The organism is Myroides sp. DF42-4-2 (assembly GCF_030326445.1).
Classification (GTDB): Bacteria; Bacteroidota; Bacteroidia; order Flavobacteriales; family Flavobacteriaceae; genus Flavobacterium.
In genome coordinates this window covers 46,992-62,461 of the sequence record NZ_JACAKI010000013.1, presented here as the reverse complement: position 1 = coordinate 62,461, position 15,470 = coordinate 46,992, and the positions used below count along the sequence as shown (strand labels likewise).

Below are 15,470 nucleotides of genomic sequence, written 5' to 3'. Positions count from 1 at the left end.
TTTCTCTTTTTTATTATTCCTCAACTCTATTCTTGATGTCTGTACCTAAACGTTGTAAGTAAGCAACCATAGCAACAATCTCACGTTCGCTCATTGGAACGAACTCCTGTCCACTTTCTTTAGCTGCTTTTTCACTAGCTAAATATGAATTTTTATAATCCGGGTCTGTTTGGAAATTCAAGGCGATTTGCTCTCCTTGTTCTTTCATTGACTGTCTTGCATTTGCAATATCTTCATCTGTATAAGGAACACCAAGCGTTCTCATCACTCTCATTTTTTTCTCAATGCGTGAGAAATCCGCTTGTTTGTTATCGAACAACCATTTATATCCTGGCATAATAGATCCTGGAGAAGTTGATTGTGGATTATACATGTGGTTGAAATGCCAGATATCTGAATATTTCTGTCCAACGCGCATCACGTCTGGTCCTGTACGTTTAGAACCCCATAAGAATGGGTGGTCATATACGTATTCACCTGATTTTGAATACTCACCATAACGCTCAACTTCTGAACGGAATGGTCGAATCATTTGAGAGTGACATCCCACACATCCTTCACGGATATACAAGTCTCTACCTTCTAGCTCCAATGGCGTATAAGGTTTCACACTGGAAATCGTTGGAATATTGGATTTCACAAAAATGGTCGGTACAATTTGTACAATACCTCCAATTAAAATCGCTACGGTTGTAAGGATTGTAAATTGGATTGGTCTTCTTTCTAACCAAGTATGCCAAGCTTCTCCTTTTAAACGAGAAGCAGAAATTCTTTTTAATTCTGGTGCTTCTGCTAATTCGTCTTCTACTGGTTTACCAACTCTTACTGTTTTGTATACTAAGTAAATCAATACGAATAATCCGATTAGGTAGAACGTTCCTCCAATCGCACGCATGATATACATCGGCATAATTGCAGTTACTGTTTCAAGGAAGTTACCATATTTCAATGTTCCTGATGGATCGAAGTCTTTCCACATTAAGTGTTGAGAGAAACCTGCTACATATAAAGGTATCGTGTATAAGATAATACCCAATGTTCCGATCCAGAAGTGGAAGTTAGCTAATGCTTTAGAATACAATTCTGTTTTTGTCATTCTAGGGATTAACCAGTACACCATACCAAAAGTCATGAAACCATTCCATGCTAAGGCTCCCACGTGTACGTGAGCTACGATCCAATCCGTATAGTGTGCAATAGCGTTTACGTTTTTCAACGACAACATAGGTCCTTCAAACGTCGCCATACCGTATCCTGTAATACCTACTACGAAGAATTTCAACACAGGATCTACTCTTACTTTATCCCATACTCCACGCAAGGTCAATAAACCGTTAATCATACCTCCCCAAGATGGAGCAATCAACATTACAGAGAATACTACTCCTAAGTTTTGTGCCCATTCTGGTAGAGCTGAATACAATAAGTGGTGTGGTCCAGCCCAGATATACAAGAAAATTAATGACCAGAAGTGAATGATAGATAAACGGTAAGAATACACTGGTCTATTCGCTGCTTTTGGCAAGAAGTAATACATCAACCCTAAGAAAGGAGTGGTCAAGAAGAAGGCCACGGCATTGTGTCCGTACCACCATTGCACCAGTGCATCTTGAACTCCTGCGTACACAGAGTATGATTTCAATCCGTGAACAGGTAACTCTAACGAGTTAAAGATGTGTAATACTGCTACTGTTACAAAAGTTGCTAAATAGAACCAGATAGCAACATAAATGTGACGCTCTCTACGATTGATGATCGTCATAATCATGTTGATACCGAAGGTAACCCAAATTACCGCAATGGCGATGTCAATTGGCCACTCTAATTCAGCATACTCTTTTGAAGTAGTAAAACCTAGAGGCAAGGTGATTGCTGCTGCTGCAATAATCGTTTGCCATCCATAAAAGTGAATGTTACTCAAAACATCACTGTACATTCTTGACTTACACAAACGCTGTAAAGAATAGTAAACCCCTGCAAAGATTGCATTTCCAACGAAGGCAAAAATAACTGCATTCGTGTGTAGCGGACGTAACCTTCCATAGCTCAACCAAGGAATACCATCGGTCAAGTTAGGAAATATAAACAGTACCGCTAATAGTAATCCTACAAGCATCCCAACGGCACCAAAAAAGATCGATGCGTAAAGGAATTTCTTTACAATTTTGTTGTCATAATAAAATTGTTGCACTTCCATAGTTGTTTATATTTGATTTTCTTTTTGATTATTTTCTTCACCTTGTTTTGCTCCTGTTTTCTTGTCCACTTTCTCTTCTTTTTTCAACTCATCATCGAACAACATGCGTACAGAAGGCGTATAAGCGTCGTCAAACTGACCACTTTTTACAGACTTAATAAAAATGTAGAGGAAGATCCCTGCCACGAAAACACTGATACTAATTAAGAAATAAATAACACTCATACCTCATTATTATTAAAACAAAGTTAACAATATATATTAGCTAAAAATATGATAAATATCACCAAAAACCTAATAATTAGTTTTTTTATTTTATCTTTTTTCCATAATAATTTGTCAATACAGTAACGAAGCTAATGATAGTAAACGTACTGATTGGCATCAAAATAGCAGCCAATAAAGGCGACATCATATTCATAATCGACACCGTAATCCCAATCACATTATACGTTAAAGCTAGCACATAGCTGAGCTTAATAACTTTAACAGCTTGTTTAGAAAAAACCAAATAACCCAATAAACGGTCAAATACGGTTGCATCTAAAATTGCATCACTCGCTGGAGTAAATACATTGACATTTTCTGACACAGATACTCCTACATTACTTTGAGCTAGGGCACCTGCATCGTTTAGCCCATCTCCAATCATCATAACATTGCCTCCTTGTTGTTGTAGCGCTTTGACATACTCTAATTTCTCCTCTGGTTTTTGATTAAATGCCAAGGCGGTATCTTGAGGAAGGATGGCTTGTAAATAGGCCTTTTCTCCTTCGTTATCTCCAGAGAGAATACTCAACTTATACTGGTGTTTACGCAAATTTTTAAAGAGCGTTTCCAAACCAGGGCGGTAGTGATTTTCAAAGATAAACTTGCCAAAATACTGCCCATCAATGGCAATATGTACAGCTGTTTCGTTTATTTTTCCTTGGACATCAGCTTGTACTAAAGTGGCAGATCCTATTTTGTATTCTTTTCCGCTAATTTCTCCTACAATCCCCTTACCTGCAATTTCTTCAAACTGGGTTGGCTTACTCACGACTTTTGCTTGTAAAAAAGCGTACAGTTTGCGACTTAGCGGGTGATTAGAAGCGCGTACTAAATTTTTTATATCGGTTTGTTGCTGTTTGTTCAACTCCAAACCTTCGTATCGAATTGTCGATTGTGCATTTGTGGTAATCGTTCCTGTTTTGTCAAAAACAAGGGTATCTACTTTTGCCATTTGCTCCACGACTGTTACATTTTTAAGGAAGAACTTCTTGCGTCCTAATATGCGGATGGCATTTCCCAAGGTAAAAGGCGCAGTTAAGGCTAAGGCGCACGGACAAGCAACAATTAAAATGGCCGTTACTACGTTAAAAGCGCTGTTTAAATCAACAAAAGCCCAGCCAATAAACGCTAAAACAGATATGGTTAACAACGCCGGCGTGAAGTAGTGACTCACCGTATCGGTAATAGTTTTGTATTTTAGGTCAACGCGTTTTTGGAAAACCTCATTACTCCACAATTGCGTCAAATAACTTTGGGATACTTTATTAATAGCTTCGACCTCTACAGCCTCTCCCATTTGTTTTCCTCCAGCAAATAACTTATCTCCCGATTTTTTTTCTACGGGTATCGCTTCTCCTGTTACAAAGCTATAGTCGATAAACGCGCGTTCAGATAACAAAATCGAATCCACTGGCAGCAATTCTTGATTGCGAATCAAGAGGCGATCTCCTTGCTCCACTTCATACACCTGAATGGGTTCTTCTACTCCGTCTTTGCCTAGTTTTGTAATGGCAATGGGAAAATACGATTTGTAATCGCGCTCAAAGGACAAGAAGTTATAGGTGCGCTGCTGAAAGAGTTTTCCCAAAAGCATAAAGAACACCAACATCGTCATACTGTCAAAAAATCCCGGTCCTAAATCGAAAACGATATCGACCGTACTGCGAATAAACATCACTATAATTCCTAAAGACATCGGTATGTCAATGGTGTAATTCTTCGTTTTTATTCCCGTCCAAGCCGCTTTGTGATAGGGAGAAGCAGAATAGAAAAACACTGGCAGAGACAAAAACAAAATCAACCAACGGAAGAAACTCTTGTATTGTTCCATCCACACATCGTCTATATTAAAATACTCGGGAAACGACAACATCATCACATTGCCATAGCAGAAAAAAGCCACTCCTATTTTATAGATCAAACTGCGATCGATGCTATTGGGTTTTTCCTCGTAATTTTTCAAACTGATATAAGGTTCATACCCAATTCGGCAGAGCAACAAAACAACTTCCTTCAGATCAATTTTTTCGGTATCATAGGTAATGGTTGCCTTTTTCTCAGGGAAGTTGACTAATACGCGGTAAACTCCAGCGTTCAACTTGTGTAGGTTTTCCAATATCCAAATACAAGAACTACAGTGTATATGGGGAATATACAAGGAAACAATAGCTGTTGTTCCTTCGTTAAATTCCAGTAGCTTTTCTACAATATCCGCATTGGTTAAGAAATCGTATTTCCCTTGTACATCTTCAGGAGTAGCTCCAGGTGTTGATTCAAGGTCATAATAACAGGTAAAATCGTTTTCATTAAAGATTTCGTAGACAGTCTTACAACCGTTACAACAAAACATTTTTTCATCGTAGTCTATACGATTAAATGCAGTAACACTGTTACCACAATGAAAACACGCTTTTTTCTCCATAAAATTTGCTCATTTACCTTGTACAAAGGTCTTGGTTAATTCTCCTAAAATTTATGACATTTATCAGTAAATACCACTATCTTTGCAGAGGTATTTCACCAATTACATTAAAATTAGTATATTCAGGTATGGGACGATGTGAGCAATGTATGGTTAGAGAATTCAGTTCTCTAAAGGCTTTAACTAGAGAGGAGTTACTAGCTATTTCAGAAACAAAAACCCACTTTATCATTAAGAAAGGAGAAAATATTTTCTCTGAAGGGGATAGTTTGAATGGTGTTTATTGTATAAAGGAGGGATTCTGTAAATTAACAAAATTAAATTCTAACGGAAAGGACTCCATAGTTAAATTAGCAAAACGGGGAGACTTATTAGGTCAACGTTCGATTATCAATGAGGAGGCGTCCAATCTTTCTGCGACGGCTTTAGAAGATATGCAAGTGTGCTTTATCCCCAAAAAGGAAATGCTCGAAAACTTCACGGACAACAATAAATTTTCGTTATTGGTTACGCGCGATATCTGTACACACTTAAAAGACGCGGATCAAGATTTGGCCAATCAAACGCATAAAACAGTAAAAGAACGCTTAGCTATTATCTTGTTGAAACTGGAAGATTTAGGTGGTTCATCTGCGGAAACGCAAGCGTTAAACATCAAATTATCGCGTGAAGACTTAGCTAATATGGTAGGAACAGCTACTGAAAGTTGTATTCGCTTACTTTCTGAACTCAAAAAAGAAGGCATCATCCAACTCAAAGGAAAAGACATTATTCTCGTGGACAAGCGAGAGCTTCGTTCATTAGCAGAATAAATGCGAACTGTCGTTTTAATTTAATTAAATTCATCTATATTTTTATGCAAATGATGCAAAATAACTTATTTTCGCATTATGAAGCATACAACATTAGATTCGTTAAAACAACTCATCAGTTCGCCTGCAAAGCGCTTTACTATCATCCCCCATCGCAATCCCGATGGCGATGCAATAGGCTCTTGTTTAGGCTTATATCATGTGCTAGTAAAATTAGGACATAAAGTAGAGGTAATCTCTCCTAATGATTACCCTAATTTCTTGGCGTGGATGCCGGGAACTTCCCAAATTAAAGTGTACGATTTTAATAAAACAGCCGGACAACACATCCTTAAAAATAGCGATTGCATTTTTACGTTAGATTTTAATATTCTATCGCGCACTGGCGATGAAATGGGTGCTTTTTTAGCAACCCTAACCAACGATTTTGTGATGATTGACCATCATCAAATGCCGGGTGATTATGCCAAGCTAACTTTTTCAGACACTTCTTTTGGCTCCACTTGTGAATTGCTTTATTCGCTCTTAGAACAAATGCAACTGACAGACTTGGTTGACCAAGATGCAGCGACTTGCATTTATACTGGAATTGTAACTGATTCTGGTTCTTTTCGCTTTCCGAAGACAACGGCTAAAACCCATCAAGTGGTGGCTGCCTTAATTGATAAAGGTATCGACAATCCGGCGATACACCACGCTTTATTTGACAATAGCTCATTCAATCGCCTACAGCTGATGGGAAGAGCACTGCAAAACTTGCGCTTGATTCCCGATACACAAGCTTCCTACTTGTTTTTAAGTGATCAAGACTTGGAGGAATTCAAACACCAAAAAGGCGATACAGAAGGACTTGTCAATTACGGACTTTCGATCGCTGGAATTGACCTAACCGCCTTCTTTATTGAACGGCAAGAGGAAGGAATCATTAAGATATCTTTCCGTTCCTCAGGGAACCTCGATGTCAATCAGTTGGCTCGAACCTATTTTGAAGGGGGTGGACATATTAACGCAGCGGGTGGTAAATCAACCTTATCCCTGGAAGATACAATTAAACGCTATATAGAAATTGTAACTAATCACAAACAAGACTTTTATGCTTAACCTACGTTTTAGCTTTGCCTTGCTTGCTTTAGCTTGTATATTGACGAGTTGTCAAAAAAAAGAAGAAGCGAGAAAACCAATTTCTCAATCAAAATCTGTTGAGACCAAGCTATCTATTGATCGCAACATAGAAATGAGAGAAAGCGAGGAGGACATCTTCAAAAAGTACAGAGAACACGACACAGCCAACGAATACTTCCATTCAAACACAGGCTTTTGGTTCGCTTACCAACAACGAGCAGTCAAAGACTCCATCAAACCGGTCAAAGGCGATATTGTGCGATATACATACGAAGTTCACCATGTGAATGACAGTATCATTTACCCTAAAACGGCTATTGGATCACTAACTTATAAAGTTGACGAAGAAGACATCCTGCCCGTATTGAGAAGTAGTTTAAAAATGCTAAAAGCCAAGGAGCAAATCAAAGTATTAACTCCATCCAGCTTGGCGTATAGCTATCTAGGTGATCAAAAGGCCATTGCTAAAAATCAACCTTTAATCCTAATCGTTTCCTTGGAATCAATCACAAAATCTAATTAATAAAAATGAAAAAAATGACGAGTTTAATTTTAAGTTTAGTCGCTTTAGTGTCGGCTTGTACGACTCAGAAGTCAGATTTACCTGACGGGTTGTATGCGGACATAAAAACAAACAAGGGCAATATTATTGTGGAGTTGGCTTATGATAAAGCGCCAATTACAGTTGCTAACTTTGTGAGTTTAGCTGAGGGAAAAAACCCTTTTGTCGACGAAAAATACAAAGGAAAAAACTACTATGATGGAATTAAATTTCACCGTGTAGAGAAGGATTTCGTTATCCAAGGGGGAGATCCAACAGGTACGGGTGCTGGTGGCCCTGGTTATGTTTTTCAGGATGAGTTTTCTCCGGAATTAACCCATGATAAACCAGGTACTTTATCAATGGCTAACAGCGGTCCTTTTACCAATGGAAGTCAGTTTTTCATCACGCATAAACCAACGCAATTTTTAGATAATAGACATTCCGTTTTCGGCTATACTGTAAAAGGAATGGACGTTGTAAATAGCATTGCAAAAGACGATGTAATCGAAAGTGTGAAAATCATCCGTCAAGGGAAAGAGGCGAAAAAATTTGATGCTGTAAAAGTGTTTAAAAACTACTTTGAAGAAGCAGCAAAAGAGAAAAAAGAAAAAGAAGATAACTTAACAGCAGTACAAAAGAGCTATGCTACTAAATTTGAAGAGTTAAAAAGCACAGCAAAAGTGTTGGATTCTGGTTTAGCCTATGTGATTGTAGAAAAAGGTTCAGGTAAAAAACCGGTAATCAGCCAAGAGGTATATGTAGATTATGCAGGATTTTTTGAAAACGGTATGTTGTTTGACTCAGGTATTGAATCGATTGCAAAATCATTTGATATGTTTGATCAACGCAGAGCTGACATGAAAGGATACAACCCAATTCCATTTAAATTCGGTGCAAAAACAGGTTTAATCCCTGGATTTATCGAAGGAATTGAGCAAATGAATTTTGGGGATACAGCGATTATCTTTATTCCAGCACATTTGGCATATGGAGAGCGCGGTGTGGGTCCTATCCCTCCGAACACTGACTTAGTTTTTGAACTGAAGTTGTACGAAAATGCAGATAGAAAATAAAAAAAACTCCGCTAAAGCGGAGTTTTTTTTTATGCGCGGTTTGCTCGTTGCGCGGTTTGCTCGTTGCGAAGTTTGCTCGTTGCGAAGTTTGCTCGTTGCGAAGTTTGCTCGTTGCGAAGTTTGCTCGTTGCGCGGTTTGCTCGTTGCGAAGTTTGCTCGTTGCGCGGTTTGCTCGTTGCACAGTTTGCTCGTTGCACAGTTTGCTCGTTGCGCGGTTTGCTCGTTGCGCGGTTTGCTCGTTGCGCGGTTTGCTCGTTGCGCGGTTTGCTCGTTGCGAGGTTTGCTCGTTGCGAGGTTTGCTCGTTGCGAGGTTTGCTCGTTGCGAGGTTTGCTCGTTGCGAAGTTTGCTCGTTGCGAGGTTTGCTCGTTGCGCAGTTTGCTCGTTGTTGTTTGTACGGGTTTGAAACAGTTAACAATAAACCAAAAAACCACCTATACAGGTGGTTTTTTTTTATCTCAATTGTTGATTTTTCAAATAGTCTACAGCATTTCGTCCTTCGTTAAATAAGAGGTCTAAAATACTGAGGTTGTTTAAAAAGCCGTTCTTATCGTCAAATACTTGAACATAAGGTTCAAATTGATTCTCATCTTTCTTTCCATTGGCTAAGTCTCTAAAATCGGTTATGCCTGCTGGAACTTCCTTAAAGTACTCTTCTGTTTTGTCATAGATCCATGTCACTCCTAAACAAGAGGTAATGATGTCGTGAATCTCTAGATTCAGGTCCAACATATACTTGTAATCTTTCTCAAAAACTGGGCGTATATCGTCTTCAAAGTACTCAAAGTAAGGCGAAGTGCGGTAGGCAGCTTCTAAGCTCTTAAAGTGTTGTTTTTGCCAGCCAAAAGCGTATTCGATTTGCACATCTTTAAACTTTTGACCTGGTCCTACTTTGGTGTGTTTGATGGGAATATTCAACATTTGCATACCATTGGCATTGTGAATATACATTCGGTTTCTATTGGTTTGTTTTTGAAAGCTGTCTTCAACTTCAAAAACAAGCGCCTCTGCTTGTGCCATCGCTACATAGTGACTTATCGAAGGAAAATAAGTCGGATGTAGTAAAATTGTATTGGTCATTACTAAAACTTAGAATTCTTTTTATCTCTTCTTCTCTTGTACAAACTATAACTACCCCAACCTACTAAGATCACGACAAAATAAGGGAAATAAGATACTTGCTTGCCGTTTCCATTTACGGTAATAAACATGCGATCCCAACGTATTTTATCCAATGCTTTTGACCAAGGAATCATTTGATCCAAGCTCATCCAAACAAATACTGGTTTTCCAACAATGTGATCTTCTGGAACAAATCCCCACATTCTACTATCTTCAGAGTTGTTGCGGTTATCTCCCATCATGAAGTAATAGTTTTGTTTAAAGGTATACTGATTAGTCGCTTGTCCGTTGATGAAGATTTGTCCGTCTTTGACTTGTAGATCATTATCTTCATACACGCGAATAGCGCGTTTATACATAGGTAAATTCTCTTCCGTCAGGGTAATAGTCTCCCCTTTTGCAGGAATGTGGATAGGCCCCAATTCGCTTTCGGTCCACGTTGGTTGGTTGTGGGGGAAGATATAATCTTTTGGCATAGCATATAAGCCAAGTTGAGCCGTATTTGGGCTTCTTAACACGGATTTTACGCCGCTAAAGGTTTTTAAATACGCTACATCATCATTTGTTAACCCTTGAAAGAATACGCCGTAATGCGGGCGGTTCACATAGGTAACAGCCTCAGTAATTTTGCGCTCATTGATGATTGCGCGCAAATCTAACGTACCATCTGTTTCAACTAAGTAGCTATATTGTACACGTGCTCTATCGTTGAGTTGTAATTCTTTATCATTGATAAACACAACCCCTTCTTTTACGGATAAATTATCTCCAGGTAAACCTACAGCGCGTTTTACGTAGTTGGTTTTCTTGTCGATGGGTTTAATAACGCCAGGGCGTCTTACCGGATCATTGAATTTGTAAATAGTATCCACAGGCCAGTTAAACACCACAATATCATTGTGCTGTACTTTTTGAAAACCAGGTAATCTAAAATAAGGCAAATGTGGTTTATTCAAATAGGACTTGCTATGCGTAAATGGAATAGTATCGTGTACCATTGGCATGGCTACTGTTGTCATTGGAGTTCTAGCACCATAGTGAAATTTACTTACAAATAAGAAATCGCCAACCATTAAGGTTTTTTCCAAAGACGAGGTAGGAATCGTATAGGGTTGGATAGCATAGGTATGAATAACTGTGGCTACCACTACAGCGAACAAAATCGAACTAACAAATTCTCCAGATTCCGTTTCGGGTTTTAGCGATCGATTCTCGCGATAGTGTACTTGACCTACATAGTTTATGAAAGCCACGTACAATCCCAAAGTAACTACCCCTAAAATAGTATCTAGTGTTGATTTTTTTCCAAAACTTCTCAATGTTTCCACCCACACGACTGGGAACATAATTAGGTTGACAATTGGAATGAACAGTAGTATTACCCACCACCACGGGCGATTAATAATCTTCATCAATACGACTCCGTTGTATACTGGAACCGCTGCTTCCCATGCTTTTCTACCTGCTTTTACGTATAATTTCCAAGTTCCTACAAAGTGAACCACTTGGATCAACAGGAAAAAAATAAACCATTGTGCTATTGTCATACTATTTGTTTTTTAACTTCCCAAGTTACTTAATTTTTCAAATTAAGAACATCTTTCATTGAAAAAATACCTTTTTTATCTTTGATCCACTCCGAGGCAATTACTGCACCAAGGGCAAAGCCTTCGCGGTTATGTGCGGTGTGTTTAATTTCTATTTGATCGATAGTCGAGTCATAGCGCACCGTATGTGTTCCGGGTACTTGATCTTCTCTTACCGCATCAATATGGATTTCATTTGTACTTGATGGCTTGTTTAGCGTCCAACCTTCATAGTTAGAATGGGCAATAATTCCCTCAGCTAAGGTAATGGCTGTTCCACTAGGTGCATCTAATTTTTCGGTATGGTGTACCTCTTGCATGTCTACCTGATATTGCGATAGATTGCGCATCATCTTGGCGAGATACTCGTTCAATTCAAAGAAAACATTAACACCTAAGCTAAAGTTGGATCCATAGAGAAACGCACTATTATGTGCCTGACAATACTCCACGACTTCGTTATACTGCGCTAACCAACCTGTCGTACCACTTACCACGGGAATTCCAGCTGCTAAGGCTTCTTTAATATTGTCAACGGCAATAGAAGGCACACTAAAATCAATAGCAACATCCGCTTCTGACAAGCTACCTGTTGTTTGATTGCGCTGTTTGGTATACACAATGGCATGTCCTCTCTCTACTGCTATGCGCTCAATGATTTTACCCATTTTGCCATAGCCTAGCAATGCTATTTTCATACGTTAGGATTAAATTAAAAGCGATATTGAACGTTAATCGCGTATTGATATTGTTGTTGTTGGGTTAAACTTTTTTGGTCGAACTCAATCACGGGTTTAATCGTCAGGTTTTCGTTGACGTTAAACTGCATTAAATGGGCATCTACATTGGCATCTACGATACTTAAAACATAGAATCCAATGGCGATTACAACAGATAAATCTCTATTCTTGCGGTAAAAATTTTGACCATCTAACAGGCGTTCTTCATCGAGTCCCGCTAGTGTTTCATCTGTTTGATCTACTTTCCCTTGCAAGCGATTTTTATACTCGTTTCTATAACGGTCGTAATTGCGTTGGTTATCTGCCCAAAAGTAAACAGGAATACCAATCCCAGCATATACTAGGGGCACTTTCCAGTACTTTCGATTGTAAATTTGTCCTAAGCCAGGAACAATTGTAGTATAGAATGCTGCACGCGATGGAGCAACAGGATCAATCGGTTTGTAAACAACCTCTTTATTTCTTTTTTCTTTTTTACTATCTTTTTCGAGTATTTCTTCTTCTTGTGCAAAACCTGCTAGATGAAAAAAGGTACTGAAAATAATTATCAATAAAACTTTACTTCTCACTACTTTTCTAAAAGTTTGATGATACGATCTAAATCTTCTTCTGAGTAAAAGGGAATGGTGATTTTTCCTTTTCCGTTGTGGTTGGCTTTGATATCTACCTTAGCGCCAAAAAACTTTCCAAAAGACTGTCTGTAGGTTTCCGGTACTACAGGTTGTGGTTTGGGTTGTGGTTTTACATTGCCCACGCCTTTATCGCCTTCTTGATATTTTTTTACCAGCGCTTCTGTATCGCGAACGGATAAATTCTCCGCAATAATTTTGTGATAAATATCCGTTTGCACGTCTAAATCGTCGATGTTAATAATCGCTCTACCGTGTCCCATGCTGATAAATCCGTCGCGGATTCCCGTTTGAATAATGGGATCTAATCGCAACAGACGCAAGTAATTGGCAATGGTCGAGCGCTTTTTCCCTACGCGATCACTGACTTGTTCTTGTGTCAGGCTGATTTCTTCCATCAACCGTTGATAGGACATGGCAATCTCAATGGGATCTAAATCGTGGCGTTGAATATTTTCAACCAAAGCCATGACTAAAGAATCATTGTCGTTTGCGATGCGAATATAAGCAGGAATCGTGGATAAGCCAGCAATTTTAGATGCTCTTAACCTTCTTTCCCCTGAAATTAACTGATATTTATTAAAATCAATTTTTCGAACCGTAATCGGCTGAATCACGCCGAGTTCGCGAATACTACTCGCCAACTCTTGTAAAGACTCTTCATTAAAATTTGTACGAGGCTGAAAAGGATTAATTTCGATTGCTTCTACATCCAGTTCAATGATATTCCCCACAACTTTATCAGCATTGGTATCGTCAATGGACTTGATATCGTTATCTGGGTCCTTCAACAACGCTGACAATCCTCTTCCTAAAGCTTGTTTTTTGATTGCTTTTGCCATAGTTTATCTTTCCTCTCCTATTTTTTAGTGATTCTTTTTTACTATTTCCTCCGCTAAATTAATATAATTTGTAGCACCTTTACTGGTTGCATCGTAATTTATGATACTTTCACCAAAACTCGGTGCCTCACTTAATTTGACATTGCGTTGGATAATCGTATCAAAAACCATGTCATTAAAGTGTTTTTGTACTTCTTCTACTACTTGATTAGACAAGCGCAGACGCGAATCATACATGGTCAATAGCAACCCTTCGATATCCAATTTAGGGTTGTGGATGCGCTGTACACTTTTGATGGTATTCAACAGTTTTCCCAATCCTTCTAGGGCGAAATACTCACACTGAATGGGAATGATTACAGAATCGGCTGCGGTTAATGCGTTTAGGGTTAACAACCCTAAGGAAGGAGCACAGTCAATGATAATGTAATCATAGTGATTTTTAATGGATTGCAATGCTTCTTTGAGCATATACTCTCTATTTTTCTTATCGACTAATTCAATTTCAATTGCGACCAAGTCGATATGTGCAGGAATTAGATACACATTGGGAGCTGTACAATCTACGACGGCTTCTGCTGGTGTGCAGCTGTGTTCTAGTACTTCATACGTACCAATTTCAACAGCTTCAACATCCACTCCTAATCCTGAAGTAGCGTTCGCTTGAGGATCGGCATCGATTAACAATACCTTTTTTTCAAGTGCTCCTAAAGAAGCAGCTAAATTCACAGAAGTCGTAGTTTTACCTACGCCACCCTTCTGATTGGCAACAGCTATAATTTTCCCCATTTTTTTATATCAAATAAATTTTGAGTGGTAAAAATACAATTATTTATCTGTATATAAAATCTATTTTATTAACATTCTCAATCGGTAACAATTCCATAAAAAAAGGGTAATCTCTTATCATCCAAAAGAATACCCTTATATTTTTTGCCTTTATTTCTTGCGAATATTGGCTTCAAGCATGTCCCACATTTCTTCAGGAACTTGGTCCAGCATATTAAATTCTCCTGCACCTTGTAGCCATTCTCCGCCGTCAATGGTGATTACCTCTCCGTTGATGTAGCTCGAGAAATCAGAAATTAAATACGCTGCTAAATTCGCTAACTCCTGATGTTCACCTACTCTGCGCAGTGGAATTTTTTTAGCTAGGTCGAATTTTTCTTTTAAATCCCCTGGCAATAGGCGGTCCCATGCGCCTTTTGTTGGAAAGGGACCCGGGGCAATCGCATTAAAGCGCATGCCGTATTTGGCCCACTCAACAGCTAAACTTCTAGTCATGGCTAAAACACCTGCTTTGGCCACCGCAGAAGGTACCACATAAGCCGATCCCGTCCACGCATAAGTCGTTGTAATATTTAGTACAACGGTATTGCGTTGTTTTTGTTCGATCCAGTGTTTACCCACAACCAACGTACAGTTCTTTGTTCCTTTTAGCACAATATCAACAATGGTATCAAACGCATTAGACGATAGTCGCTCTGTTGGTGAAATAAAATTACCCGCAGCATTGTTGAGCAATACATCTACTCTACCCCATTTGTTCAATACCGCTTGTAGCATCTGCTCTACTTGATCGTAATGTCGAACATCACAACTCACCGGAAAACATTCCCCTCCTGTTTGGGCTTCTAGTTCTTTGGCCGTTTTTTGGAGCTTCTCCATATCGCGAGAAGTAATGACAACTTTTGCACCAATTTCCATAAAGTAAGCCGACATCGATCGTCCTAATCCACTTCCCCCTCCGGTAACAATCACCACTTTATCTTTTAATGCCGTAGGTGGCAACATTTTTTCTGTATAATTCATAACTGGTTTTTCTTTTGATATCTCCTAAAGATACAAAAAGGAAGCTGATTTCCTTTGTTCAAGGCTTAAAACTTTCTTTTTACACAAACAAATCCTCTTTCTTTATTTTTCTGATAGTGGGTATAAATGACCGCTAATGGGGATATTCATCTTGATCCAAAAGAAATAATCATCAGATTTACATACATTAACTTATACTTCTTTTGGCTTTCTTCGGTAGTTGTTCGAGTCATGTTCGAATTTACTTGGGCTGAGGGCCATTTTACCGAAGGAGACTCGAACAAGACTCGAACAAGACTCG

14 protein-coding genes are annotated in these 15,470 nt (G+C 38.8%); 4 read left to right on the top strand and 10 right to left on the bottom strand.

What is annotated here, in order from left to right; all coding sequences use genetic code 11:
• Window positions 1-13: 13 nt before the first annotated feature.
• From ccoN to HX062_RS10755, 3 genes are all read right to left on the bottom strand, one after another.
• Entirely contained in the window at window positions 14-2,197 is a 2,184-nt protein-coding gene (gene ccoN / locus HX062_RS10765; RefSeq protein WP_182625732.1) for a cytochrome-c oxidase, cbb3-type subunit I, read from the bottom strand.
• 6 nt (window positions 2,198-2,203) lie between these two features.
• Window positions 2,204-2,422, bottom strand: coding sequence for a cbb3-type cytochrome oxidase assembly protein CcoS (gene ccoS / locus HX062_RS10760; RefSeq protein ID WP_286467397.1), 219 nt, complete (start codon window positions 2,420-2,422; stop codon window positions 2,204-2,206).
• Between the two features lie 85 nt (window positions 2,423-2,507).
• Window positions 2,508-4,889, bottom strand: a complete 2,382-nt coding sequence (locus HX062_RS10755; protein WP_286467396.1) for a heavy metal translocating P-type ATPase — start codon at window positions 4,887-4,889, stop codon at window positions 2,508-2,510.
• Between the two features lie 128 nt (window positions 4,890-5,017).
• On the opposite strand from HX062_RS10755, the gene HX062_RS10750 reads away from it, so the two are divergent.
• The 4 genes from HX062_RS10750 (at window position 5,018) to HX062_RS10735 (ending at window position 8,440) form a co-directional block, all read left to right on the top strand.
• Window positions 5,018-5,701, top strand: a complete 684-nt coding sequence (locus tag HX062_RS10750; protein WP_286467426.1) for a Crp/Fnr family transcriptional regulator — start codon at window positions 5,018-5,020, stop codon at window positions 5,699-5,701.
• Between the two features lie 78 nt (window positions 5,702-5,779).
• Entirely contained in the window at window positions 5,780-6,802 is a 1,023-nt protein-coding gene (locus HX062_RS10745) for a DHH family phosphoesterase (RefSeq protein ID WP_182625729.1), read from the top strand.
• A complete protein-coding gene (gene gldI / locus HX062_RS10740) occupies window positions 6,795-7,346 on the top strand; it encodes a gliding motility-associated peptidyl-prolyl isomerase GldI (protein ID WP_286467395.1) in 552 nt (183 codons plus the stop codon). The genes HX062_RS10745 and gldI overlap by 8 nt, the downstream gene beginning before the upstream one ends.
• A 5-nt stretch (window positions 7,347-7,351) precedes the next feature.
• Entirely contained in the window at window positions 7,352-8,440 is a 1,089-nt protein-coding gene (locus tag HX062_RS10735; protein ID WP_182625727.1) for a peptidylprolyl isomerase, read from the top strand.
• A 451-nt stretch (window positions 8,441-8,891) separates the two neighbouring features.
• On the opposite strand, the gene HX062_RS10730 is transcribed toward HX062_RS10735, so the two are convergent.
• The 7 genes from HX062_RS10730 to HX062_RS10700 form a co-directional block, all read right to left on the bottom strand.
• On the bottom strand, window positions 8,892-9,518 hold the full coding sequence (locus HX062_RS10730; RefSeq protein ID WP_286467394.1) for a WbqC family protein: 627 nt from the start codon (window positions 9,516-9,518) through the stop codon (window positions 8,892-8,894).
• Between the two features lie 2 nt (window positions 9,519-9,520).
• Window positions 9,521-11,107 (bottom strand): signal peptidase I, encoded by a 1,587-nt coding sequence (gene lepB, locus HX062_RS10725; RefSeq protein ID WP_286467393.1) that lies wholly within the window; start codon window positions 11,105-11,107, stop codon window positions 9,521-9,523.
• A 29-nt stretch (window positions 11,108-11,136) separates the two neighbouring features.
• On the bottom strand, window positions 11,137-11,844 hold the full coding sequence (gene dapB, locus HX062_RS10720; protein WP_286467392.1) for a 4-hydroxy-tetrahydrodipicolinate reductase: 708 nt from the start codon (window positions 11,842-11,844) through the stop codon (window positions 11,137-11,139).
• Window positions 11,845-11,858: 14 nt separating this feature from the next.
• Entirely contained in the window at window positions 11,859-12,455 is a 597-nt protein-coding gene (locus HX062_RS10715) for a DUF5683 domain-containing protein (protein WP_430530231.1), read from the bottom strand.
• Window positions 12,455-13,357: a ParB/RepB/Spo0J family partition protein gene (locus HX062_RS10710; RefSeq protein WP_182625723.1), complete on the bottom strand. Its 903-nt coding sequence runs from the start codon at window positions 13,355-13,357 to the stop codon at window positions 12,455-12,457. The genes HX062_RS10715 and HX062_RS10710 overlap by 1 nt, the downstream gene beginning before the upstream one ends.
• A 24-nt stretch (window positions 13,358-13,381) precedes the next feature.
• Window positions 13,382-14,146: a ParA family protein gene (locus HX062_RS10705; protein ID WP_182625722.1), complete on the bottom strand. Its 765-nt coding sequence runs from the start codon at window positions 14,144-14,146 to the stop codon at window positions 13,382-13,384.
• A gap of 150 nt (window positions 14,147-14,296) precedes the next feature.
• Entirely contained in the window at window positions 14,297-15,169 is an 873-nt protein-coding gene (locus HX062_RS10700) for an SDR family oxidoreductase (protein WP_286467391.1), read from the bottom strand.
• Window positions 15,170-15,470 lie beyond the last annotated feature (301 nt).